This is a genomic window from Nostoc sp., assembly GCF_035638895.1.
GTDB lineage: Bacteria > Cyanobacteriota > Cyanobacteriia > Cyanobacteriales > Nostocaceae > Nostoc.
Genome location: NZ_DASQZC010000099.1, coordinates 1 through 24,307, shown reverse-complemented (window position 1 = coordinate 24,307; position 24,307 = coordinate 1). Strand labels below are relative to the sequence as shown.

Below are 24,307 nucleotides of genomic sequence, written 5' to 3'. Positions count from 1 at the left end.
TTGCTGAAACGCTAGCCCAATCTACTTAAAAGAGAAACACACACACAGAAACACATAGATACTTATATGATTAACGCATCCGCAGCATATTGCGTTAATAGCACCACAACAGCTATCAATTAACAATCTTGTAATACTTAAACTTTCCCAGTAATGCGTTTGCGATCGCGTTTATCGAAATGTATAAGTTAACGTATATTTTCAGTGTAGTCTTGTATCCAGTTGGTCACTCATCGGCGTAAAAATGCTTTAACTCAGCAACTGGCGTTACTAAGTCAGTTCAAAAATTTGCGGTTGAATACATGAACTTATCCCACTATTCTAAAAATCCCTACTTCTTTTCATAAAATGTGATTGAAAAGTTTAATTTTTCGTTTTCATTCCTCAATAAGCTTAAACTTTGTAGCACAGATATTATCGAATAGAATTCAGGAGTCATATCAATTCACAAAAATAGTGATACAGCGTATTTCAGGTAAATGAAGTACACGGGTAGGGGCACAACATATTCATTGGTGTCAACTTAAGCAAAAACTCTTTTAAAACCTTGTTTTCAGCCTCTCGCTGGAAATGCAAATCAAAAGTGGCTCTGCCGCAAGTTTTGAGGCGGAGCCTCAACGACGGGCATTCTTAGTCGGAGACTCTTGACGAGGCAATCCTAAAAGCTTTTTTTAGACTGGTTTTTACGTTAACTGTTACTACTGTGGTTTATAACCCTGCTATATGCCGCTATATCTCATCAATCTTTTGGGGGTGGGTAACAATAACGTTGCCAAAATACTCTCTGTTACAGTGGGAGTTATTTTACAATTACTATTGAGACAATCTACTAATAGCTGATTGGCAGTGTAGTACTGTTTGAGTACTTCTTTGTGCTGCTCACTGAACTGCCATTGATGACCAATATTGCGACACCGAACTATCACCAACCTCAATTCATTAGCCCAAGTCTGACCGTTAGCATTCCACCATTCTTTTAACTTTTCTTTGCCTTGAACTGGACTCGGTAATTGTTCTTTAAGTTTTTGCAAAGAATGCTGTAACTCAGGATTGCAGGCAAGAGTTCGGTCATCAGGAAGAGCAAAGCTTAAAGCCAAAACTCGATCCAAAGACGGCTCATAAGGCAGGGCAAGGCTTAACTGAAGCGCACACTGAAGAGCTATATCTAGAGCTAAATCAGGAGTAAGATTATTAGTGAGCCTGAGATCGATACCAAGGGAAAAAGCCAAGTCATTAGTCAAGTTCACATTGTCGAGAAGTTCTAGTGTTAGATAAAAGGCACGAATAGCTACTCTTTTATGGGTACACTGAATTGAAATAGACTTATGGTTAACCCAGTTCAAGAACTTTTGCAATTGCTTATCAAAGACGACAAGCTGATCAATATCTTGCTTCATGAATTGCAATAGACAAGGAAGATTATCCAACATGCCAGCAGTTAGTAAAAAGATTTTGCGCCAACGTGGTTCAGTCAAATGGCTAACTAGCTCAATTAGTTTTTTTTCTAATATTTGTGGGTTGGCACTAGTAACAATATTTTTAGCTGTTAAATACTCCTGAAAAACTATATGCGAGAACGAGTAAATTCCCCGTGCCTGCTCTATTAATAATCCATGTGTTTCAAGCAATTTCAGCACTACTTCACTGTTGAGTTGCAATACTTCCGGCTCAGTTTGGTCTATGGGTAAGTTACAAAGGTAGTCCGTAATGTATTGCTGGACATTACTTTGCGTGAAAAAGTAATCACCTTGCTTAAAGGTAGTAGCAGCAATTTGACTCAGCAATCCAAACTTTTGAGGTAAAGACAAACGAAGATAAATTTCATTTCGTTTAATGTTCCTTACTTTATCCCAGCGATTGAGTAGAATGTCCAATCCTTGCTTGTAAAGTTCGACTTTTCTAACTGGAAAGTCTGAATGGTCTTGGAATACACAACAAACCAGGTTAAGCAAAAGTGGCGTTACGACCAGTTCTCGAATTTGTTTATTCTCCAATAACTGTAATTTTTCCACGAACTGACAAGTTAAGGCTTGTCCTTTCTCTAGGGAATTATTGCTAACATTAATAAACCAGTTTTGGACAAAATCCTCAATTTGGGAGGAGTTAAAATCAGCAATTTCAATATCGCTAAATTCCTCAAACCGATACTGTTGGTAACCAATCCGACATGTAATAATAAACTTGTTTTTATAATACTTTTCCGCAAAAATCGCAATTTTGCTGATTATTGTTTGGTTATCATCTTCTGGAATTTCATCTAAACCATCCAGCAAAAATAATATTTTGCCGTCAATTAATAATGTTTGGATTTCTATGTCTGAAGCACCGCAATCGGCAAGTTCTTGACTAATATAGCTCAATAAACTGTAACTTTCTGTTTCTCTAGCATTCTCAGCAAAGCTTTTCAAACGAATAAAAATAGGTATCCGATCTAATAGTAATTTGCCTTGATTGCATTGCATAGCAATATACTTTAAAAATGTAGTTTTCCCAGACCCTGGTTTACCTAATACCATTAGTTTGGGATAGGTGATAACTGCTTGTATTGCAGAGACTCGTTCTTGATAAAGTTGATTAAAATCAAAACAGTCGAACTCTTCTGGAATAGACTCTTGTAGATCGAGGATATCTAACCATCTTCGACTTGTAATATTATTCAGAATATTGGTGTCAACATAAATTTCTTCTAGTTGAATTGGTTGAGGGATATCTAACAACCGCGTAGTGGCACATTGGGATTGAATCTTATCACTGCGACGCGATCGCAACATTTGCACCAAGCTTTCGACATCTTGGCAGTTTTCCCATGTCTGGTTGTTTTCTGTCAGTAGCCTCTGATCAGGAAGTTGAGCAATGTCTTGCCAATCTAAACCGAGTTGAAAGCAAATCTCCATAAAGTTGTGACGCTCAATCGGCTTCCCTGTAAAAAATTTCCAGATTGACTGGCGAGTTTCAAGTCCTACCTCACTAGCTAAATACTCTTGCGTCCATTCCCTGACTTTGAAAGCCCTTTTTGCTTTCTCAATGCCTACAATAGATGCTTTCAACGAACGTCGTGCCATACAACAGTTTTGAATCTCTAGTTATTAACTTAGGTTAAGTATTGAATAAATTAATGATTAACTATTAATTTATACTCGTATTAGATGCTACTTCAAAGTTTGAGTTTTATAAACTTTTCTTTAATAGCTAAAAAAATCCATTAGCTGAAACAATAGTGTAGTTAGCCTAATTAAATGTTTATCAAGATTGGTTTCTGAGTAGGTTTTAAAAATAACTAATTTAGAACAGTGGTTTCTTCCCCCTTATGGCTTAATTTTTTATCAAAAAAGAATGGCTTTTAGCTTTTTACTATTAGATGTAAGAAAAGTAGGAAAAGTAGGAAAATTAGGATAAATAGATAAATTAAAGCAAACTCAGATGATATAACTTATACGTCAAGTCATACATTCTCCTAAACGCGATCGCAAACACACTTATTACACACTGGTATTTATATAAAGGATTGTGCTAGTACCATAACATAACGCACAGTTAAAAACAGTCTTGTAAGCGGTTCTTCATGCGAGGTAGCTCGTCTTGAGGAAATGGTTTTGTAGTTTTGTAGTGAGTCAACAAAGGTTTTTTACAAAACCAAGCTCTACCTATCAGGTTTGACATCCATGAAAATACTGGTAACTGGAACTGAAGGCTATATCGGTTCTTTATTAGCCCCAATCTTGATGCAACACGGTCATGAGGTTATTGGAGTTGACACAGGATTCTACAAAGTTGGTTGGCTATACAACGGTACCGAACTCACAGCCAAAACTCTTAATAAAGATATCCGCCATATCACAGTTGAAGATTTACAAGGTGTTGAGGCAGTCATTCATTTAGCTGAACTCTCCAACGATCCCGCCGGGCAGTTACGTCCTGATGTGACTTATGAAATTAACCATCAAGGCTCAGTTCAACTTGCTCAACTAGCTAAAATAGCCGGTGTGCGTCGCTTTGTCTATACGTCTTCGTGCAGTGTCTATGGTGTTGGTACTGATGACCACGTTACGGAGGAGTCTCCTGTCAACCCCCAAACGGCCTATGCTGAATGTAAAACCTTGGTAGAGCGAGATGTCAAGTTATTAGCTGACGATAGTTTCTCTCCTACGTTTTTGCGGAATGCCACCGCCTACGGCGCATCTCCCAGAATGCGCTTCGATATCGTGTTAAATAACCTGTCTGGGCTGGCATGGACGACTAAAGAAATCAAGATGACAAGCGACGGTACTCCTTGGCGACCGCTAGTTCATTTGCTAGACATCTGCAAAGCAATTGTATGTACCCTAGAAGCTCCGCGCGACATTATTCACAACCAAATTTTCAATGTGGGTGACACTGCTAGCAACTATAAAGTCAAAGAAATTGCCCAGATAGTAGCTGAAGTTTTTACTGGATGCCAACTTTCTTTTGGTGACGCTAGTGCTGATAACCGCAGCTATCGGGTTTCTTTCGAGAAGATTAATACCAGACTACCGGGATTTAAGTGTGAGTGGAATGCAGTTAAAGGTACACAGCAATTGTTCGATGTGTTTACTGCTATCGATATGTCAGAATCCACTTTTTTATTTAAAGGGTTCACTCGCTTAAAGCATCTGGAGTATTTGATTCGGACTCAGCAAATAGATCAAAATTTCTTCTGGAATAAGTCATGGTATTCACAGAAACCGCACTCAAAGGTGCATTCGTTATAGACATAGAGCAACGGCAAGATACTCGTGGCTTCTTTGCTCGTACTTTTTGCGCTCAGGAATTTTCGGCTCATGGTTTAAAGCCAACAATTGCCCAATGCAATGTCGCTTTCAACTACAAAAAGGGTACTCTCCGGGGTATGCATTATCAAGTTACTCCGGCAACCGAGGTAAAGTTGGTTCGCTGTACTCATGGCGCTATCTATGATGTGATCATCGACCTCCGCCCTGAATCTCCTACATATAAGTTACATGTTGGTGTTGAGCTATCAGCAGAGAACCGTAGAGCTTTATACGTGCCTGAAATGTTTGCTCATGGTTATCAGACGCTAACTGATGCGGCTGAAGTTGTGTATCAAATGAGTGAATTCTATGCGCCAGATTATCAGTGTGGGCTGCCCTATAACGATTCAGCTTTTGGGATTGAATGGCCTTTACCTATAAGTGAAATTTCTGAGAAAGATACAAACTGGCCTTTGTTTGAATCTGTTTTAGACTCTAGCCACGCCCAACCAGGTGTGAGGATGTAATGCTTCTCATATACCACTATCAAATTGCATATAACAAACAGTGTGGGAGCTAAAAAATAAATGACTACGACAACTTTGCAAACCTCTGTACAAAATGGTATAAGCGTAAATCGTTGTAACTGTCGATTCTGTGGGACAACGTTAGAGCAAACCTTTGTGGATTTGGGAATGTCACCACTGTGTGAAAGTTACGTGACAGCAGAACAGCTAAACCAAATGGAACCATTTTATCCACTGCATGTCTACGTGTGCGATCGCTGTTTTTTAGTTCAACTTCAAGAATATGTTAGTCCGCAAGATATCTTCAGCCACTATGCCTACTTTTCGTCTTACTCTGATTCTTGGTTACAACATGCCAAAAATTATACCGAAAAAGTAATAACTCGCTTTGCACTTAACACCTCAAGCCAAGTAGTAGAAATAGCTAGTAATGATGGTTACTTATTGCAATATTTTGTATCAAAACAAATACCTGTTTTGGGTATAGAACCAGCAGCTAATGTTGCTGAGGTAGCTATTACAAAAGGCATTCCTACAACTGTCAAATTCTTTGGACAAAACACAGCAGATGAATTAGCTGCTAATGGCAAGCAAGCAGATTTATTAATAGGTAACAATGTGCTTGCTCATGTACCTGATATCAACGATTTTGTTGCAGGCTGTAAGATTTTACTTAAGCCTGAAGGTGTCATTACTATGGAATTTCCTCATTTAATGCGACTAATAGAGGGAAACCAATTTGATACTATTTATCATGAACACTTTTCTTACTTATCCTTACTCACAGTAGAGAATATTTTTGCTGCTCACAATTTAACTATCTTTCATGTAGAAGAACTGTCTACACATGGTGGTTCTCTGAGAATTTATGCTTGCCATGTAGACGATAATTCTAAATCTATCACTCAGCAGGTAAAGGAATTAAGAGCAAGAGAAGAAGCAGCAGGGTTTAGCAAGATAGAAAGTTATTTTTCTTTTGCTGAAAAGGTGAAGGAAACCAAGTTTCAACTTTTGGAATTTTTAATCGCAGCTAAACGGCAAGGAAAATCAATCGTTGGTTACGGCGCTCCTGGTAAAGGTAACACTCTTTTGAATTATTGTGGAATTAGAGAAGATTTCCTTGATTACACTGTAGACCGAAATCCCTTCAAACAAGGTAAATTTTTACCAGGTACTCATATCCCAATTTTTCATCCAGACACGATTCAAGAAACTAAGCCAGATTATCTGTTGATTTTACCTTGGAATCTGAAAAATGAAGTAATGTCCCAGATGTCGTTTGTACGTGATTGGGGTGGGAAATTTGTAGTCCCGATTCCGGAAGTCAATGTCTATGCTTGAGCAAAAAAGCAACTTGAATTTAATCTGATTTATTAATACCAAAGGAAATTACAATGAAAGTAGTTTTGTTTTGCGGTGGTTTGGGAACAAGATTAAGAGAATTATCCAGTAATATTCCTAAGCCAATGGTTCATATTGGTTACAGACCAATATTATGGCATGTGATGAAATACTATGCTCACTATGGACACAAAGATTTTATTTTGTGTCTTGGTTATAAAGCAGATGTCATCAAAAATTATTTTCTCAATTATGATGAGTGTGTTTCCAATGATTTTACTTTACAGAAGGGGGGCAAGAAAATTCAACTTTTGAATAGTGATATTGAGGATTGGAACATTACTTTTGTTGATACGGGATTGAGTTCAAATATAGGCCAAAGGTTCAAGGCAGTTGAAAAATACTTACAAGGCGAAGATGCCTTTTTAGTCAATTATAGCGACGGCTTAACAGATTTACACCTACCTGACTTAATTGATGACTTTTATAGACATAACAAAATAGCCAGTTTCTTGTGTGTAAAACCATCGCAAAGTTTTCATTTAGTTTCAACACAAGAAAATGGTTTAGTAAATGATATCCAAAGCGTTCAGGAAGCTGGTATTAGGATAAATGGCGGTTTTTTTGTATTTAACAAGGATATCTTTAAATACATTGAGACTGGAGAGGAACTAGTGCTTGAACCCTTTCAAAGACTAATTAAATTAAAACAATTAGTAGCTTATAAATATAATGGCTTTTGGGCGTGCATGGATACTTTCAAAGAACAGCAGCAGTTAGATGATATGTATTGCCAAGGCAACGCTCCTTGGGCGGTATGGAACCTTATTGAAAGGAAAGCAGCATATTTAGAATATAGCCGAAATTATCAGTTTGCTAATGATTCCGTACCAATCAGTTTGGCTAATAGTTAAATACCAATTTATTTTACAGTAGATATCTCATAAGAGTATCTGCTGTAATTATTGTTTGAAGCAACTATCTTAGACAAACTATTCTCTAAAAATAAGAAATCACTAATATGCTTAAATTCACTTTTGAGGGAGAAAAAAACTTTGGTTATAAAGTTTTGTGTTTAGGATCCCATTGTGATGATATAGAAATTGGTTGCGGAGGCACGATATTAAAGCTGGTAGAAACTTACCCAAATATTATGTTTTATTGGGTTGTATTTAGTTCAAACTTACAAAGAGAAAAGGAAGCTTATAATAGCGCTAATAAATTTCTCAAGAATACAAATATAAAAAATATAGTAATCAAACAATTTCAAGATGGATTTTTTCCTTTCATCGGAATTGAAATTAAACATTTTTTCGAGGAACTAAAACGAGAATACAGCCCTGATTTAATTTTTACTCATTATCGCCAGGATTTGCATCAAGATCATCGCTTAATTTCCGAATTGACTTGGAATACATTTAGAAATAATTTAATTTTAGAGTATGAAATCCCTAAATATGATGGTGATTTAGGTAATCCTAACTTCTTCGTTAATTTAAATGAGGAAATTTGTCAAAATAAAATTCAATATATTCTTGACAGCTTTCCGTCACAAAATAATAAACAATGGTTTACAGAAGAAACTTTTCTATCAATTCTAAGACTGCGAGGAGTTGAATCTAATTCACCCAACAAGTATGCGGAAGCTTTTTATTGCCGTAAAGTAGTTTTTTAGCCACGTACTTTGTTACAGCAGGTAAGGAGATTTATAATTTGTACAATCGAAATCGTTCGCAGGTTTACCACGTATATATTTCTTCATTTTGAATTGTGAATGAGCAAATTTTGAATTTTTTACTCTCATTATGGAAGCTTTATTAGGTCAGGTTGCAGTTGTCACAGGAGCTAGTAGCGGTATCGGTAGAGCGATCGCTTTGGGTTTGGCGGCACAAGGTGTAAAACTTTGTTTGTTAGGACGTAACCTTGAAACCTTGCAAATAGTCGCCGCGATTGCTAAGGAAACTTCTCCTAACGTTGTTTGCTATACAATCGACTTGATGGTTGATGAAGATATAAGCAAGCTAAAAACAAATCTTGAGCGAGATTTTGAACAGATTGACCTGCTCATCCTGAGTGCGGGTATGTTCTCAATGGGGACATTTCAAAAGAGTTCTGTTCAAGACTTCGATTTCCTGTATCGGGCCAATGTTCGCGCTCCCTATCTCCTGACACAAACTTTACTCCCCATGCTTTTATCCAGTCGGGGACAAATTTTGTTTATCAACTCCAGTGTGATTATGAATCCCAGAGCGAATGTGGGGCAATATGCGGCCACCAAACACGCTCTTAAGGCGATCGCTGACTCTCTTCGTGTAGAAATTAATGCCGAGCAAGTGCGGGTTATGAGCGTGTTTCCTGGGCGTACTGCTACTCCTCAACAAGCAAAAATTCACGAGATGGAGGGTAAACTCTATTATCCTGAACGCCTTATCCAGCCAGAGGACGTGGCCGCAGTAGTCATTAATTCGCTAAGTTTACCTCGAACTGCTGAAGTTACTGATATCAGTCTCAGACCGTTCGTGAAATCCTGATTTGCTCAAATTAAGTTGTTTCTTTCAACAAATTAAACTGCAACAAAGTATCTGCTGTTTTCTTAATCAAATCAAACTCTAAGCTTGATTTTTCAGAAATATCCAACAGTGTGTGATTGCCATCAGAGAAGTTTAAAATCCATAACATTGCCATTTCACTCTTCTTTGTATCAGTCTGCCCACCTATAGCGCTGTATAATCCTCGTTTACCTAACTGCGGTTCACATTTAGGATTTTGATTTAAGTATTTTTTATTATTCTCTATAATGTCTAAGACTGACAAAATTTTTGAGAAAGAATCAGCCAGATATTGGGGTTTTACTATATCCAAATTATCTGCTGATGTATGATATTGCGGATAAGTACCATGAGGCGATCGCATGAAACAACCTACAGGAAGATTAAATCCTGGTGAACAAAATTGCCGTTCATCATAGCCATAGGGAGAGAACTCCATAATTTCATAATCTTGTCCAGAATTTTTCAAAACATGAGTAACAGCTTTATCAATTTCAGCATTACCTTGACGGCTTTTTTTGTAGTGAGATTTACCCGAATCACCAACACAAGTTACAACTAAACCATGTTTTATTTTGTTAACATTCGCTTCATTTAAAGCCAGCCAAGTTATGGAACCAATTGTTCCAGGAATAAACAGAAAACGATAGGAGTAATAAGGTGAAATTTGGCTAAGATATTTGGCTAAAAAGGTTGCTAATGCTAGACCCGATAGATTGTCATTACAAAGTGATGGGTGGCAGGTATGACATGAAATAAGAACTTCATCTGCTTTTTTACCTTTAATGTAATACTCTCCGTAAGTTAAACAACCATTCTCTAAAGAAGAATCAATGCAAACTTCATACACTTCATCTTTTAATTCCAATAATTGATTGTGACTGAGACAGAATCCCCAGTTCTCTTGATAGTAAGAGGTTCTATAAGGGATCCAATCAGGGCGATCGGGTAGTGTAAAAAGATGTGCTTTTAAATCCTGTAATAGCATCTTTTCATGAATATTTATACTGTAATTAACTATATGCAGATTAGATTCATGGAAATTTATAATCTTTTCACCCTGTAAATTTTTAATAAACGCATCTCGGATATTCCATTCTTTAGGAATAGTCCAATCGAAGACTTGAGTCCCTGTGGGGATATCATGTACAACTAAGGGTATATATTTTTGAATAATATCCAGTGTGGTTCGTAAGCCATCACCAGTAATACTACGACAAATAGGATATAATTCAGATATCAACTGGTACATTTGATAGCTAATCTCATTTAAGCTAATACTGCTATTTCTATCAGTAGTTATATACATATTTTCTATTAGGTTATTTGATAATATCTACATATTTATAATTTACAACATTATTTTATTAATATTCACTAGTATAGCGGTTATCAGTCCAGTTCAGTACACTTAGGAGAGAGTAATTCTACTGATAACTGGTCACTATGAAAGCCTACTCTCTGGGCTTGCGTCAGAAAGTTGTTGATGCTTATGCCTGCGGTGACATTTCCCAACGAAAACTGGCTAAAAACTTTGGCGTCACCTTAAGTTTTGTCCAAAATTTACTCACTGGAGTTTAGACTAAAAGCGATATGAGAGAACGCAAATCAAATGGAATTTAGAGATTAAAAATATTCTCAGTTAGCCTCAAAGCATCCGCGACCTTGAATAATTATGTAGTATATTTATTTGCATCATAATACAATAATGATAATCATGGAAACGATGGGAGAGAAACGAGCATCGTTCGTTTCTCTCTCACCCCCCTAAAGACAGCAGTAAACGCGCTCACAGTTCTGTTGGCTGCTGAACTTAAAGATACCCCAATTAAAATCAATGCTGCTGACCCAGGTTTCACAGCAACTGACATTAATCAATACCAAGGACACCGCACTGTTGAGCAAGGAGCGATCGCTACGGGGGGCTACGCCTACACAGCAGTCAGACTTGCTACTCTACCTGATGATGCTTCTAGCGGAGGGTTTTTTGATGAGGATGGCGTGGTTCCCTGGTAGAAAGTAGGGAGGCATAAAGCATTGAGCAGGAATTAAAAAACTCGATTCATCCACCTTTGATTTCCGTTAACGAGCCTTTGAACTGCATGAATCCACCTTTGATCTCCGTTGATCCCGCTTGTCTGCTTGTCCTCTTTTCCCCACTCCCCATTTAATATGGATTTGAATCAATCCGTCCCCTTTTAACACTTCTGAGATAATACCCAGAGGTTGGTCTGTTTCTCAAGTTAAAGGTATCGCCACTGCGAACTTTCCAAATTTTGTAATTGGAAAACGTCAAAGGCGTTCGGGGTTCGCATACTTCCGGCAGATGATTGCCAAGTACAAAGTACGCATCACCCCTACCCATAACTTTCACCAAACCGTTTTTATCCACAAGAACCGATGTACTTTCACAAACCGCTATGCCTAAAACACTGCTAGATACACCGTCCTTAATTTGACGAGCAATGAAAGCCATAATTCGACCCATTCTTTGCCGCCTGTCGAAGTGCGTATCTACAATAGTTCCCTTCAAATTACTCCAATTGAAAAAGTTGTAAGTAAAAGTAATGTCTCGGTAGGGATCATCCAGTGCATCTCTAGTTTCAATGCCTTTTTCAGAAGACGCACAAGCATCATAGACACAATCACTTTGGATCATCGCACCCGCACTAGTGCCACCAATACCACCTCCCTTAAGATAAACTGACTTAACAGCAGCCTCAAGCTTAGTATCTTTCCAGTTGCGGATGTATTGACATTGGTCGCCGCCAGCAAAGAAAATCACATCAGCATTTCTAACTTTTTCATAAATTTCAGCTTTGTTTGCTTCTTCTCTATTGCGAATCAGAAGAGTTTCCACAAAGTTTACGCCCTTCATTGCATAAATTAGCCGATTGTAATCGTGATTACCATTCGTGCGGAGAACTACAACATTAACTTTAGTGCCGGAGTTAGTACTTCCCCTAACTTGGTTGATCATCCACTGGATTGCATCATCGACATCGGGGCCACCCCCACCTAAGGTAAGGACTGGGCCTGCTAAGGAAGGTCTAGGATTGTCGAAAGAGGGAGAGGGGGAAGGGGAGGGGCGGACATCAACAGTGTCACCCAAGAAGTAGCGTTTCCAGCTTTCAATAAAACGGTTTATTAGGAGGGTTCCCATCTTCAACAACTTGATTCCTATATTTTTCAAGCGCCTTGCTATGCTTGGGAATGCCTTTGTCATACTAAGCTTCTGGAGCAAACTGCAATTATTGCTAGGCTGTTACGCACTTTAATTGCTTATTTTTCCGTGAAATTCGTCCTTTGTCATTAGTCATTTATCAGTTGCCTTTTATGAATAATCAATGACAAATGACAGTTTTAACGAAAAAATCTGCAACTTAAACGCGCACTAGCTTAACTTTGGCACTAGATAGGGTAGAATTTCCAGCGTACAGGGCTTGTACTGTTTGTTAACGTCAAATAGCCCAGAGTAATCATTTATTCTCTGCTCTACTCTGCAAAAATCCCCACATTGGTTGTGGCTTTTAATTCCAGCCAGATGAAATCCAAAATCTACTAGGTATCGGTTGTCACTGTCCAGATATTTCCGTAGTTGCTGGGAATATTTACCCAATGGAATAACTTTTGCGTTCTAGTAATGCTATCAAACTTGCATTAATCATATCCCCCAAACATAAACAGAGAGACTTGTTCATCAGTAGCATTCATTAAAGCGTGGAGATTACCACCTTTTAGCATGGCAAAGTGTCCGGGTTGTAGTGTACGGATTTCAAAGCAGCGTTCTCGCTCTGGCATTTTGCACCAATCACCTACTACCATAAAGCCTTGGCCATCCATCATCAGAAAAACTTCCTGATTATCACGATGGCGATGTAAACCAATCCCACAGCTAGGATTGAGGACGTGCAAATCCATGTAATCTACGGCAAAGAATCGTTCAAAACCGTTGCCATGATTTTTGCTACCAAAGGCGTTGAAGTTCCATGAGTTTAATTGGCGACCCAATTCAGGTTTACTGGAGTAGTTCCCATAATTAGACATTAAATTGCGATACTCCAAAAAGCCAACACCACCATGAGGGTTAGGACTGATACCTGTTCCCAAAAAGTGATCCCATCCCCGGAGGATCATGTTGAATTCGTAATGGTAGTTTGCCCCATTTTGGGAGTCCCAAATTTTTTCGCTAAAATCTGCCCAAGCAAGTTCCACATGGAGGGGTAACACAGGATGCATTGTGTTTGTGGGGGCAACATCAAGTATGTAGCGATCGCTTAATACTTCCCGGTTGAAATCTGTAATGCTGCCATGTACTAAGTCATTACGTACTTGAAGTTCACCGCGATCGAGGGCATTGCGTCCCTTGTCGTCTAGCTGACTTCGCAGATCATTGCCTGGATAACCCCAAAATTCAACTTCATAGCGATCGCTCAGTGGATTATACGGCACCAAAAGCAAAGTAGGAGTTGCTACACCTGCCACTTTAATCCAGAGTTTAATTTTTTCTCCTAGTTTATGGTTGGCAGCAACGGATAATTTACTATCAGGGCCCCCACGGTAAGAAACTCGCAAAAACGGCCCTGTCCAGTCTCCTACAGTCACCAAACCTCGAGTCAAAAAGGTGTCGGTACTAACGAAATCCTTGACATTTTGCTTTTGGAAATCTGTTTTATTGTCCTGTTGAGTCGGGTCGAGAATATTAGCATCATTTCCCTGAGGCCCATATAAAACAAGGGATTCATAGGGAAATAAATGCTGGAACTCCCCAGTTAAATAAAAATCACGTTCAGCCGCTAATTGGGCGCGTTCGAGAAAGTTCAGCAACTTCAGCAGGGGATTACCCCGACTATAGTCAGGCGGGGTATTGGGATCGACTTTAAAAACACTGTCAGAATGAAGGATAAACATGGCAAAAGTTAAGATTAGATTGTGTGATACAAGAAAGCAACGAATTTTAGGGGTTTTGTACCAGGGTTACGAATGCCATGCATCCCACCACTCTTGGTGAAAATAACGCTACCTGGTTTCACGGGGAGTTCTTTAAATTCGCGGCTCCCCAGTCCCATGACTTGACGTTTTACAGTCGGGTATTTGTCTGTTGCGGGATCGTCGCCGGCACGCATATAGGCGATGCCCTCTCCCTCGGTGATGTAATACAATTCTTCCGTACCAATATGTTGGTGAGTGCCTTCCACTGTGCCGGGAGGAATTGTTACTTCGTGGAAGAAGATGTTGGAACCGCCTAATTCTCGTTGAACAATCCAGCGCATATCAATAATGTTGTTGTCTGCTCGATCTGGATTGTCGCCATCCATCATGGCATTCCGATAGCGCACAGGCTGAATGTCCGGTGCTTGTAAAAACCAACCGCGCTGGAAGTTGATTAGGTAGTTGAGATCCTCAACGGTATTTTGCTGTGAACTGGGTTCTTGGGTGCGTGGTTCTTGGTGCGATCGCGAATAGTCATTATCCCAACATGCATCAGCATCACTAATTTGGTAGCCAGTGGGTAAATTGCGATCGTTTTCACGAAATGCCAATTCTATCTGTGTCAGTGCTTTGATATCTCGCAAAGCTGGGTTAAATGCCTTGACTCGCGTAATCGGGCCATTGCGCCCCATCTGATCCAAAATCTGAAAATCGTGGTAACTGGTGGCGGGAGCTTCTAGGGTTTCCCATATCTCCACCTCGTAAGCATCAATCCACGCGCAATAGTGCAGCTTTACCCTGGACTCTGCTTTTTTGCTTTCATCTTCTGGTAACAGCCTTACCCAGGCAATCACCTCACTACTGAGCAACCGCTTTTTCTCGCGTACCTGCTCTACTAAACGACCGGATCTGTATTCCAACCGCAGAAAATTACTGATAAACTTTCCATCGAGATATACTTCTCCCTTCAGGGCATTGATACCCAGGTAGCTGCGAACCTCTCGCACATTGTAACGGTAGCGGGGGCTGCGCGTAGCGTTAAGGTATTCAGCATGGTAAATGCGATCGGGAAAAAAGACAACTTTGAAAATCTCGTTCCACGGATTACTTTGAATATCGTTAAATGCTGGGTCCATAAAGTTAAAGCCTCTTAAGTAATTCGTCAGCTACCCGAAAAGAATTGGCCTGAATTGTCAAGGTTGGGTTTGCGCCTCCCGAAGTGGGCATAAATGAGCCATCGGTGACATAGAGGTTATCAAAGTCCCAAACTTTGCAATTGCGGTCTAGCACTGAGTCTTTGCGGTCAGTACCAAACCTTGCTCCTCCAAGAATGTGGTTAGCAATCCGTGCCAAGGCGTTTTCTGCCAGGTATACGCCACCCTGACCTTTAAATTCAAATTTGAATTCGCCTGGAATTGTATTACCACCCAGCTTCAAAACCTGGCCACACATTTCAGCCAAGGTATCCATGAGATATCTGTCGTGGCTGTGCCATTCTTTGATGATGTGAGCCACAGGACGACCCCATTTATCTTGAATCGTGGGATGGAGTTCAATCCGATTGGTCTTCAGGGGTACTTGATTGGCCATAAAGCTGACGGATAAACCCCTACCCATGTTGTTGTCCAAAAAGTCCGTTAACCCTTGAGCCGCTAAACTGGTGTCCTCGATAAAGCCTTTCCAAAGAGTGTCTAAATCCCGACTACCGTGGGTACGCCCCAAAGAGATAGGCAAGGCTTGATCGGAAGTATTGTTGTAGATTGCTCCACCTGCCCAAAGACCTCTGCTCTTGAGAAAGTCGTCAGTAGCGCAAGCATCGGTTGCCCAATCAGCATCAAGAGCTAAGGTCTTATCGCTACGGGTGGGCATGAGGGCGCTAGCACCTCCAAAACAGTGGGTAAGGAAGTATTTACCCAGTAAATCATTTTGGTTGATGCGTTTGTTAAATTCGGAACTGAGCTGTGCTGACAGCTTCAGCAACCGAATCGATTCAATGGCAGAACAGGCTACGATTACCAACTTTCCTTGAACATACCGGGTTTTACCACTCGGATCGCGGTATGCTACTCGGCTGACTTTCGACCCTTCACTTTCTAGATGGGTGACTACGCAGTTTGTGCGAATTTCAAAGTTTGGTAAATTAGCGATCGGGCTGAGTAAAGATACCCAAGTATTCGATTTCACACCCAAAGGACAGCCAAAGCGATTTACATAACTGGTTTTGAGGGTTTCAGGGTCTTTGGGAACTTTGCGTCCACTCGGTTCATGATCGCGGGTAATCACCGCTAGAGGTGCGCGGTATGGCTTAATTTGCTTACCATTACCCAGCTGTTCACCTAGCTTATCCATACCAAATTTCGCATAGTTGCTAATTGGGTTAGGTTCTAGAGGCGGTTGATAGCTATCTTTACTAAAAGGCTTGAGCTGATTGTCGGCGGTGCCGTTAAGACCTACAAGGTATTCAGCTTTAACATAGTACGGTTCTAGCTCGTCGTAACTGACAGCCCAATCACGCGCTTCCCTTTGCACATCGTTATTTGGGTCATTTTTCAGGTCTTTACGTCCGGCATTAAAGCTTTGTAGACGTAAATCGGTAGGCGTAAAACGTAGCGAAACACCACCATAAAGTTGAGTACCGCCGCCTACCACTTGAGCTGTATAGCCTTCAATTGTGGCTCTATCTTGTCCATTGGGATCACGATAGATATGCGGCTCGTCGTTAATATCTGGTTCAACGTGGCTAGAATAAAAGGCTTCGTTCTGATTAGCAACTCCAGGAACGCGGATGCGCTTTTCTGGCCCATTAGCAAACAATTCGTCACGCTTAAAGTCACTTAACCCCTGAGGACTCTGATACTGGGGTCTAAATAGTGGGCCTTTTTCTAGAATCAGCACTGATTTCCCAGCCTTCGCTAATGTGTAGGCAATAGGGGAACCTCCAGCGCCACTACCAATGATCACTACATCAAATTCAGTTTGCATATATCTTCTCCTGAGGATATCAATTAGCCTCGATAATCGCTGTTAAGTCCAAGGGGTGGTTCTATAGCTTTGCGCCAATCAAATAGAGTTTTGCCGTTCTGATCTCTATATCTTTCTGATAGATAAGCCCAACCTGTTCCTCCCACGTTGCCACCATATTTAGGATGAGAAAAAGCACCTGTAAATGTGTGACGGCGCAGTAATTGGAGGAAGAAACGGGGTTCTTGGTATTTTTGATAATTCCAACCGTTGACTTGGTTAGTAGCCATTTCGTTATACAAATCAATGTATAACTCTTTAGAGACATCTTTTGGTTCAACGTAGGGATTACGCTGTCTCAATATGCGGTTAATTTGATCTAAGCAAATTTTGTAATCAATTAAATGATGGTTTTCTTCTCTAGCTAAAATGTTGTCAATAAAGTTTGCGGCTCCCACAGATTCATCTAGACGATAAGCATAGGCGTATTGTACTTGCTTATCTTGTTTACCCAAAAAATTGTAATGACGTTTCAAAAAGTTTTCCCCTTCTTCAGTTCGGAAAGGCAAAATATGATCTATTAATCGAGCTACGATGTCAAATTCCCAATCTTCAAAATTCAGTGGTTCAGTACATAATTGGGTAAAAAATCTTGACCATAATTGCCCGTTATCAAGCTGGGCCCTCTGGGGATTTATTGGGTCTATAATCGCCTGCCCATCGATGATAAATTTATAGGTGTGAAATTGCGCTTTCGGTACCACAATCGATAAAGCATAATATCCTGTGGCTTCCCCAATAAAGTTGACAGGCTTGAGTGGGATTGGCTCATAAAGGTTGGCGAAAGTCCCGATTACAGCAACATTTTTTGGCGGTGTTGCTCCTTGTTGCTGATATACGAAAGTTACTACATTGGAAGAATAACTTTTAACAAAATCTTTGCCATCGCTGTAATTATCGATAATTGGAAATCGCCAAGGTTCCGCAATCCGAGAGCGTGGATCATCGTCAGTTAATTGCCCAAAGTTATGACGAGGATCTTTATTATCTCTAGCGAGAAATTTAGTACAGTGGTTTAGTACATACTGTTCGTCTGTTTTTAAAATTTCAACAGCCATTAATTTTTCTCCTGGTAGATATTTATCGACCAAATCAAGTCACAAGGAATCGCAGCAATTAGCATTTTGGAATCAATCCAAGTTAGCTTTGCCGGACTATACAAAAAAGTGGTGTTTATTGGAACAATAATAACTTTAACCTTTCCGGAAAACTAACTAATGATTTCCGAAAAAATGATTAAATTTCATCCGTGGTGTTCTGGATTAGGCATGAGGATAATTTTACCAAATGCCTGTTTTGCCTCAATTCGCTCGTGAGCAAAATTTGCTTCTTGTAGGGGCAAAACGGAGTCAATCACAGGTTGAAATATTTCCTGGGCGAAGTGTTGCAAAATTTGGTCGAAATCTTGCGGTTGAATCAGAGCAAATGAACCGTGAATGCTGGCATTTTTCATCAGTAGATCCATGACATTAATTTCTGCCACATCACCACTGAGAGTCCCAGCACAAACAATCCGCCCTTTTTTTGCCAGCATACTAATAGACGATCGCAATGTTGTACGTCCTACTAAGTCAAGAATAAGAGTGGCACCTTGCCCCTCGGTTATCTTGATTACCTGCTCTACTAAATCAGGAGAGTGGCGATCAAGGATAAAATCGGCTCCTAGTTGGTATAGTCGCTCTGTCTTGTTCTTGTCACTGATGGCAATCACTTGGGCATTTTGCCAACGGGCAATTTGAATTGCAGAGGTTCCCACTCCACTGGATGCTGCATGGATCACAATTCGTTCAACTTGCGCGATCGCCCCGTTATAAAATAGGGCAATCCAAGCAGTTGTGAAAGCTAAACCAATACTCGCCGCTCCAATGTAACTCAGTTGATCGGGAATGTGGTGTAATTGCTTAACTGGTAGCGTGGTGTATTCCGCATAAGCACCATTTCTTTCTCTTCCCAGGGCTTCAAAAGTGGCAACAATGCGATCGCCTATTTGCCAATCTGTTACCCCTGCACCCAATTCCACGATTTCCCCTGCTACATCCATACCCAAAATATGGGGGAGACTTTTTTGAATGAAAAACTGTCCTGAGCGGTGAAATATATCTGTGTGATTTACCGTAGCAGCATGAACCTTGACTAATACCTCGTTGGCCATGGGTATCGGGGTAGGAAAGGTTTCATAGTGCAGTACTTCTGCACCCCCTGTTTCATGCATGACGATCGCTTTCATGAGTTACTCCCCTATACCATAACCAAGCCATTATTTTATTGAGAAAGAATCAAGACGCTATAAGGGCCAATGCCAACATTGGCACGGAAGGGCATACCATCGGAATCATTGGGATTGCTCCGATCTGCAAAGGTGTCATAACCAGAATGGTTGCCAAAATCTGGACTGTAACCATTCCAGTCGCTATTAAACCTTACCCACCAAGTTCCGCCTCCAGGAAAGCCCAGACTATAGCGATCGTAGGAGCGATCGCCCATATTCACAATCACAACTACATCATCCCCTGAACCGCCGTTATCCCAACGATGGAAGGCTATAACTTTGTCGTTATTGTTGACATGATGTACATTTACATGCTGTCCACGCAAACCTCTGGTATTGTTATACCAGTTGCGCCGTAAACGAATTAACGACTGATATAGATCCCAAATACCACTAAATCTATCTTTCTTGCTCCAATCTAAAGTTCCAGAATCACTCCAACTTCCCCATTCCAGAAATTCCTGACCTTGAAAAATCATCGGGATTCCAGGAGATGTAAAAACGAGAGCCGCTGCTAAGGTAGATCGTTTGCGGGCAAACCAACTATCTGCATTACCACGCCAAATTGCTTCCGGGAGCCGGACTTTACGGTTAATTTCGGCTACTTCATCATGGTTTTCGCTATAGATGACTCGCTTCCAAGCATTGGTTTCAAACCTTTGCAAAATTGCGTCCCGAACGCTGTACATATTACGTGCACTATCGCTGGGAGCCACTACCGCTTCAAAAATCGAATAATAAAAGGAACTACCCCACTGAGAATCAAATCCTGCTCCCCCGGCTCCTGTATTACGGTTAATCCATTCGTTATTTTGCAAATCTTCGGCAATGGTAATTTTCCAGGACATCTTGCTATCTATTTCATTGTTGATCCATTGCATCAAACTCCAGCCTTCAGGAATATCATTTGCAGGATCGTTGTTTTTGCCCTCTATATTACGAATGTTGACTGTGGAATCAAACCTTAAACCATCGATCTGATATTCTTCTAGCCACATTAGAACATTGTCACGGATATATTGACGAACTTCACCCCGACCATAGTCTGGGCGAGGACCAAAAGCAGTTTGCACACGTCTGTCATTGTAGAAATAGATTCCATCCCCATTATTTTGATTCCAACCATCAAACCGCCTTAGAGAATAATCTAATTCTTCACTACCGAAATGGTTATAAACTACATCGAGAATGACAGCTATACCAAATTCATGGGCTTTTTTAACAAAGTTTTTAAATTCACTAGGATCGCCATAATTACTTTCTATATCAAAGGGGAAAGCAGGGTTATAGCCTAAAGAGTATTCCCCTGGAAAACCAAAAATCGGCATCAGTTCAACGGCATTGATGCCTAAGTCTTTTAAGGTACCTAGTTTCTCGATAATTGAACTGAAATCTCCCGGCTTGTTCTTGGTTTTATTAAAAGAAGCTACATGCAGCTCATAAATCACCAATTCATTCCAAGCTGGCATATTGAAGGTATTGCTTCCCCAGTCAAACTGATCTGTGACAATTACACCATCGCCGCCGTCATTCTCTAGGACATGTTTGCAATAGGGATCGGTACGCCACCATACAGAATCAGTGGGGATGAAAGGACTTTGAATTACATAGCGGTACTTTTGACCTTCTTTAGCTCCAGGAACATCCACAGACCAGTACCCATTATTTTCAGAGGTGAGGAGATTTGCGGATGTAGACCAGTTATTAAAATCTCCAGCCACATAAACTGCTGAAGCAAATGGCGCCCAAACCCGAAAAGCTGTTCCTGTTTCATAGGGGATAGCCCCCATTCCGGTAAGGGTGGAGGCTTTAATCGCAGGCATACTTGAACTTGAGTTAACACTTATTTCGGTTGAGAGCGTCATAAATTAAAATTATCTCCACGATATGACTGAATGGTAAAGTGCTGGCGTTGCTGATTCAGTTTGATTTCAAAACTCTTATAGCGTCTCTATAATGGGATTCATACTACAATTGAGCAACGCCAAAGCCAGATTAAAATTGCTTCGCTGAAAAAATTACAGCAATGCCTGTTGTGGATTTATCAAAAGTTGATTAGAATTTTATGCAAGTTTAAACAAAGTTTACATTTATACACTGTTCAAGGACAGCTTCACTTAGCTGTCCCTAATGTCATATGTATAACAGTATACTTAATTGATTACCAAGCAATTTGCGATCGCTCTTGTACAACTCGCTGATATACTTCTTCAGTTTGCTTGGCTAATTTCGGCCAGCTAAACCGTCGCTTTAAATCCTCATAAGCGTTATCCACCAGCCAATGCCGATATCCTGGATTTTTCAAAACCTCCAAAATTCCCCAAGCTAAAGAATCGGGATTGTTCACCCAAGTCACAATACCTGTTTTGGTATGTTGCACTACTTCTGGAAAACCACCAGTATCAGAAACTACTACCGGAACACGAGAAGCAAAGCTTTCTAAAGCCACAATTCCGAAAGGTTCGTAAAGACTAGGAAAAACGGCGCAATCAGCGACAGTTTGGAATCTATCTAAGTATTGATCGGAGAGAAAACCTGTAAAATAGCAATGATGCCAAATTCCCAAATCCCAGGCTTGGCGCTTGAGATGGTCAGTATTGCCGCCACCAACAATTACAAATTTAACGTTACCTCCCATTTGCGAAAGGATCTTAGGTGCGGCATTGAGCAATATAGGTACACCCTTTTCGTAAGTCATGCGACCAAGGTAATAAACGATTTGCTCATCGTCTGTAGCGAATTGGCGGCGAAAATTCAGAGCATGAAAATCTACGTTATGCTGTTTTTTTTCGGCTCGGATACCGTTATAAATGACATCGATTTTGTCCCAAGGACTGTATAGCGCTCGTTCTAATTCTTGGCGCATATAGCCGCTACAAACAATAATCCGCCAAGCGTTGTAAGCCAGCAAGGTTTCTTTGCCATTTATATAACCTTGAATATCTGTGTGAATACCGTTGTAGCGTCCGTATTCTGTTGCGTGAATTGTAGCAATTAGTGGTATTTTAAAATTATGCTTGAGAGCGATCGCAGCATCTCCTACCAACCAATCATGGGCATGAATTAAATCAAAAGGCCCTTCCTCTAAAATCAACTTACCACCATGATCTCCCATACTCAGGTTGAGATTGGCTACCCAATGGAAAAAGTCGTTACCATGTGCCACTGACACTCGATGCACCTTTACTCCCTCAACCACTTCATACATCGACGCATGACCAAACTCTGCTGTAATTAAGTGGACTTCATGCCCTAGCTTTACCAGTTCCGGGTACAATTCCGCTACATGCCGCGCAATTCCCCCAATAATCCTTGGCGGAAACTCCCAACTCAATACCAGTATCTTCATCTGCTAGATTCCCCGACACTTTACAAATATCTAAAAAATTACATTTACCTAAAAATACAAGGGTGGCAAATATAGTGAGTATGTTTACTAAAATTTTGAGATTTTTTAACAGTTATTTTGTTAAAGCTTATCAAAGGTTATCAACTGTGGGATACGGTATAGGAACTTTCAATTAAAAAATAATCAATCACTGTGTAGGCAGGGGAGCAGAGGGAGGGAGAAAATTTAAAGTCTCTCTCCTTAAAGGAAGCTACGGTGTACACACAAGTCGAAAAATTCTTTACCCACATTTTGTCAGAGTGAAGCTGTCACACAGACAGGCAATCCCGCCCAGAACTGAAGTTCAGGGCTGATAGCCCAAGTCCACTCAAGTAGACTAAATAATTAATTCAGTCCACTTGAGTGGACTTTAGCTATGAGACTCGGAATTTATTCCGAGGCGGGATAGAAACGCAGTGCCAGATTTATAGCAACCGCCAAGATGGTTAGGACAAACAGTATAATCTCTAATTAGGGCTTGCTGAAAAATAAAGAAAAGGTGACAGGATCTAAATTATCAGACTCTAGAAGTATATTTAGGTGCAAGACTTGGAGGTAAAATAGCCCAAAATACTTGCATCACTGTGGACAAGAGCGACACAGAGTATTATTAGATACTATGTACCGAAAAGAGGAATCAACTCAAATTCCACCGTCAAACTTTGACCTGCCATTTGAGGGAAAGTTGTCATCAGATAATCGGTGGGTAATCATGGCTGATTTAATACCCTGGGCAGAATTTGAATCGGAAATATTCTTCCAGATTCTCCGCAGAAATGGGAGCGCCAGCAAAATCATGGAGAATAGCATTAGGTGAATTAGTGGAGTTCCGTTAGGAAGACCACCAGCCAATATTAGTAAAGAAAAAAAGAAACAAGCTCAAGAAGATGAAAGGATTCGTAATTCTATTGAGGGAAAATTTGGACAAGCTAAAAGAAGATTCAGCCTCAATAGAGTGATGGCAAAACTTTCTCACACTTCTCTTACTGCCATTGCTATTACTTTTTTAGTGATGAATCTATCTGCTCATCTGTCGCGGACTAAGAGTGCTTTTTTGTGTCTATTTTTGAAAACTACACCTTTTTTCCGGTTTAATATGAGTGAAACTTATACTTTACCTATTTACAAACATAAAAACTTATATTTCAGCCTGACTTGAATAACTAATTAATCCTTCTCTGGCTTTTTTATGACTTTTTCAGCAAGCCCTAATTATGGATTAGCGCAAGGGGGATTTGAAGGGAAAAGTCTATATTAAGATTATGGATTCACAAGAAAAAAAAGCTGCTGAAACCTTAGCCCAACGCGGACTTATTACTGTAGTACAGGATAATGGTTCTCTGCACAAGAGCTTAGTGGTGCGTTAACAATGGCAGCGTTGGCAGCAACAAGGACTATACATTTTCTTTTTGCCCCCTTACTGTTCACAAATGAATCCGATTGAAACACAATGGCATCAATTAAAAACTCATGAAATTGCAGGTCAAATGTTTGACAATGAGTATGACGGGAGCAATCTCAGTGATAGAGGGCATGACAGCCCGTAGTCA

General features: G+C 40.2%; 18 protein-coding genes and 3 pseudogenes. 11 read left to right on the top strand and 10 right to left on the bottom strand.

The features are described from left to right. Positions 1-719: 719 nt before the first annotated feature. Positions 720-3,062, bottom strand: coding sequence for an NACHT domain-containing protein (locus VE944_RS04325; protein ID WP_324972790.1), 2,343 nt, complete (start codon positions 3,060-3,062; stop codon positions 720-722). Positions 3,063-3,662: 600 nt separating this feature from the next. Between VE944_RS04325 and VE944_RS04320 the strand changes: the two genes are divergently transcribed. The 6 genes from VE944_RS04320 to VE944_RS04295 all read left to right on the top strand — a co-directional run bounded on the left by VE944_RS04320 (position 3,663) and on the right by VE944_RS04295 (position 9,129). Then, a complete protein-coding gene (locus VE944_RS04320; protein ID WP_324972788.1) occupies positions 3,663-4,730 on the top strand; it encodes an NAD-dependent epimerase/dehydratase family protein in 1,068 nt (355 codons plus the stop codon). Then, positions 4,688-5,257 (top strand): dTDP-4-dehydrorhamnose 3,5-epimerase, encoded by a 570-nt coding sequence (rfbC, locus tag VE944_RS04315; protein ID WP_324972785.1) that lies wholly within the window; start codon positions 4,688-4,690, stop codon positions 5,255-5,257. Before VE944_RS04320 ends, rfbC begins: the two co-directional genes overlap by 43 nt. A 60-nt stretch (positions 5,258-5,317) precedes the next feature. After that, positions 5,318-6,598: a class I SAM-dependent methyltransferase gene (locus VE944_RS04310; protein ID WP_324972782.1), complete on the top strand. Its 1,281-nt coding sequence runs from the start codon at positions 5,318-5,320 to the stop codon at positions 6,596-6,598. A gap of 53 nt (positions 6,599-6,651) precedes the next feature. After that, complete coding sequence (locus tag VE944_RS04305) at positions 6,652-7,512, top strand: glucose-1-phosphate cytidylyltransferase (RefSeq protein WP_324972779.1); 861 nt, start codon at positions 6,652-6,654, stop codon at positions 7,510-7,512. Between the two features lie 107 nt (positions 7,513-7,619). Beyond that, positions 7,620-8,273 carry a PIG-L deacetylase family protein gene (locus VE944_RS04300; protein WP_324972776.1) on the top strand — a complete coding sequence of 218 codons (654 nt, stop codon included), beginning with the start codon at positions 7,620-7,622 and terminating at the stop codon, positions 8,271-8,273. A 130-nt stretch (positions 8,274-8,403) separates the two neighbouring features. Beyond that, entirely contained in the window at positions 8,404-9,129 is a 726-nt protein-coding gene (locus tag VE944_RS04295) for an SDR family NAD(P)-dependent oxidoreductase (protein WP_324972773.1), read from the top strand. Between the two features lie 10 nt (positions 9,130-9,139). Here VE944_RS04295 and VE944_RS04290 read toward each other — a convergent pair whose 3' ends face one another. After that, a complete protein-coding gene (locus tag VE944_RS04290) occupies positions 9,140-10,456 on the bottom strand; it encodes a DUF4910 domain-containing protein (RefSeq protein WP_324972770.1) in 1,317 nt (438 codons plus the stop codon). A gap of 137 nt (positions 10,457-10,593) precedes the next feature. Between VE944_RS04290 and VE944_RS04285 the strand changes: the two genes are divergently transcribed. Further along, positions 10,594-10,728 (top strand): hypothetical protein, encoded by a 135-nt coding sequence (locus tag VE944_RS04285; RefSeq protein WP_324972767.1) that lies wholly within the window; start codon positions 10,594-10,596, stop codon positions 10,726-10,728. 219 nt (positions 10,729-10,947) lie between these two features. Then, positions 10,948-11,163, top strand: a complete 216-nt coding sequence (locus tag VE944_RS04280; protein ID WP_324972764.1) for a Rossmann-fold NAD(P)-binding domain-containing protein — start codon at positions 10,948-10,950, stop codon at positions 11,161-11,163. A gap of 151 nt (positions 11,164-11,314) precedes the next feature. Here the strand turns inward: VE944_RS04280 and VE944_RS04275 are convergent, their stop codons facing one another. From VE944_RS04275 to VE944_RS04240, 8 genes are all read right to left on the bottom strand, one after another. Further along, positions 11,315-12,373, bottom strand: a complete 1,059-nt coding sequence (locus VE944_RS04275) for a cyanophycinase (protein ID WP_324972761.1) — start codon at positions 12,371-12,373, stop codon at positions 11,315-11,317. Positions 12,374-12,807: 434 nt separating this feature from the next. Beyond that, positions 12,808-14,058 (bottom strand): cupin domain-containing protein, encoded by a 1,251-nt coding sequence (locus VE944_RS04270; protein WP_324972758.1) that lies wholly within the window; start codon positions 14,056-14,058, stop codon positions 12,808-12,810. Between the two features lie 14 nt (positions 14,059-14,072). After that, positions 14,073-15,215 carry a cupin domain-containing protein gene (locus tag VE944_RS04265; RefSeq protein ID WP_324972756.1) on the bottom strand — a complete coding sequence of 381 codons (1,143 nt, stop codon included), beginning with the start codon at positions 15,213-15,215 and terminating at the stop codon, positions 14,073-14,075. Positions 15,216-15,219: 4 nt separating this feature from the next. Further along, complete coding sequence (locus VE944_RS04260; protein WP_324972754.1) at positions 15,220-17,061, bottom strand: GMC family oxidoreductase; 1,842 nt, start codon at positions 17,059-17,061, stop codon at positions 15,220-15,222. Between the two features lie 23 nt (positions 17,062-17,084). Continuing rightward, positions 17,085-18,158, bottom strand: coding sequence for a gluconate 2-dehydrogenase subunit 3 family protein (locus VE944_RS04255; RefSeq protein ID WP_324972752.1), 1,074 nt, complete (start codon positions 18,156-18,158; stop codon positions 17,085-17,087). 185 nt (positions 18,159-18,343) lie between these two features. Beyond that, on the bottom strand, positions 18,344-19,327 hold the full coding sequence (locus VE944_RS04250; protein WP_324972749.1) for a quinone oxidoreductase family protein: 984 nt from the start codon (positions 19,325-19,327) through the stop codon (positions 18,344-18,346). Positions 19,328-19,362: 35 nt separating this feature from the next. After that, entirely contained in the window at positions 19,363-21,234 is a 1,872-nt protein-coding gene (locus tag VE944_RS04245) for an alpha-amylase family glycosyl hydrolase (protein WP_324972746.1), read from the bottom strand. A 296-nt stretch (positions 21,235-21,530) separates the two neighbouring features. Further along, positions 21,531-22,718 carry a glycosyltransferase family 4 protein gene (locus VE944_RS04240; RefSeq protein ID WP_324972743.1) on the bottom strand — a complete coding sequence of 396 codons (1,188 nt, stop codon included), beginning with the start codon at positions 22,716-22,718 and terminating at the stop codon, positions 21,531-21,533. 658 nt (positions 22,719-23,376) lie between these two features. On the opposite strand from VE944_RS04240, the pseudogene VE944_RS04235 reads away from it, so the two are divergent. The 3 pseudogenes from VE944_RS04235 to VE944_RS34060 all read left to right on the top strand — a co-directional run. Next, positions 23,377-23,581 (top strand): annotated as a pseudogene (locus VE944_RS04235) (IS5/IS1182 family transposase); the annotation flags it as partial. Continuing rightward, positions 23,575-23,916: pseudogene (locus tag VE944_RS04230) on the top strand (transposase); the annotation flags it as partial. The pseudogenes VE944_RS04235 and VE944_RS04230, both read left to right, overlap by 7 nt. A gap of 235 nt (positions 23,917-24,151) precedes the next feature. Further along, a pseudogene (locus VE944_RS34060) lies at positions 24,152-24,304 on the top strand (transposase); the annotation flags it as partial. Positions 24,305-24,307 lie beyond the last annotated feature (3 nt).

Excerpts from the sequence above, each read along its gene's own strand:
- VE944_RS04325 (WP_324972790.1), bottom strand. The coding sequence starts at position 3,062 with ATGGCACGACGTTCGTTGAAAGCATCTATTGTAGGCATTGAGAAAGCA.
- VE944_RS04320 (WP_324972788.1), top strand. The coding sequence starts at position 3,663 with ATGAAAATACTGGTAACTGGAACTGAAGGCTATATCGGTTCTTTATTA.
- rfbC (WP_324972785.1), top strand. The coding sequence starts at position 4,688 with ATGGTATTCACAGAAACCGCACTCAAAGGTGCATTCGTTATAGACATA.
- VE944_RS04310 (WP_324972782.1), top strand. The coding sequence starts at position 5,318 with ATGACTACGACAACTTTGCAAACCTCTGTACAAAATGGTATAAGCGTA.
- VE944_RS04305 (WP_324972779.1), top strand. The coding sequence starts at position 6,652 with ATGAAAGTAGTTTTGTTTTGCGGTGGTTTGGGAACAAGATTAAGAGAA.
- VE944_RS04300 (WP_324972776.1), top strand. The coding sequence starts at position 7,620 with ATGCTTAAATTCACTTTTGAGGGAGAAAAAAACTTTGGTTATAAAGTT.
- VE944_RS04295 (WP_324972773.1), top strand. The coding sequence starts at position 8,404 with ATGGAAGCTTTATTAGGTCAGGTTGCAGTTGTCACAGGAGCTAGTAGC.
- VE944_RS04290 (WP_324972770.1), bottom strand. The coding sequence starts at position 10,456 with ATGTATATAACTACTGATAGAAATAGCAGTATTAGCTTAAATGAGATT.
- VE944_RS04285 (WP_324972767.1), top strand. The coding sequence starts at position 10,594 with ATGAAAGCCTACTCTCTGGGCTTGCGTCAGAAAGTTGTTGATGCTTAT.
- VE944_RS04275 (WP_324972761.1), bottom strand. The coding sequence starts at position 12,373 with ATGACAAAGGCATTCCCAAGCATAGCAAGGCGCTTGAAAAATATAGGA.
- VE944_RS04270 (WP_324972758.1), bottom strand. The coding sequence starts at position 14,058 with ATGTTTATCCTTCATTCTGACAGTGTTTTTAAAGTCGATCCCAATACC.
- VE944_RS04265 (WP_324972756.1), bottom strand. The coding sequence starts at position 15,215 with ATGGACCCAGCATTTAACGATATTCAAAGTAATCCGTGGAACGAGATT.
- VE944_RS04260 (WP_324972754.1), bottom strand. The coding sequence starts at position 17,061 with ATGCAAACTGAATTTGATGTAGTGATCATTGGTAGTGGCGCTGGAGGT.
- VE944_RS04255 (WP_324972752.1), bottom strand. The coding sequence starts at position 18,158 with ATGGCTGTTGAAATTTTAAAAACAGACGAACAGTATGTACTAAACCAC.
- VE944_RS04250 (WP_324972749.1), bottom strand. The coding sequence starts at position 19,327 with ATGAAAGCGATCGTCATGCATGAAACAGGGGGTGCAGAAGTACTGCAC.
- VE944_RS04245 (WP_324972746.1), bottom strand. The coding sequence starts at position 21,234 with ATGACGCTCTCAACCGAAATAAGTGTTAACTCAAGTTCAAGTATGCCT.
- VE944_RS04240 (WP_324972743.1), bottom strand. The coding sequence starts at position 22,718 with ATGAAGATACTGGTATTGAGTTGGGAGTTTCCGCCAAGGATTATTGGG.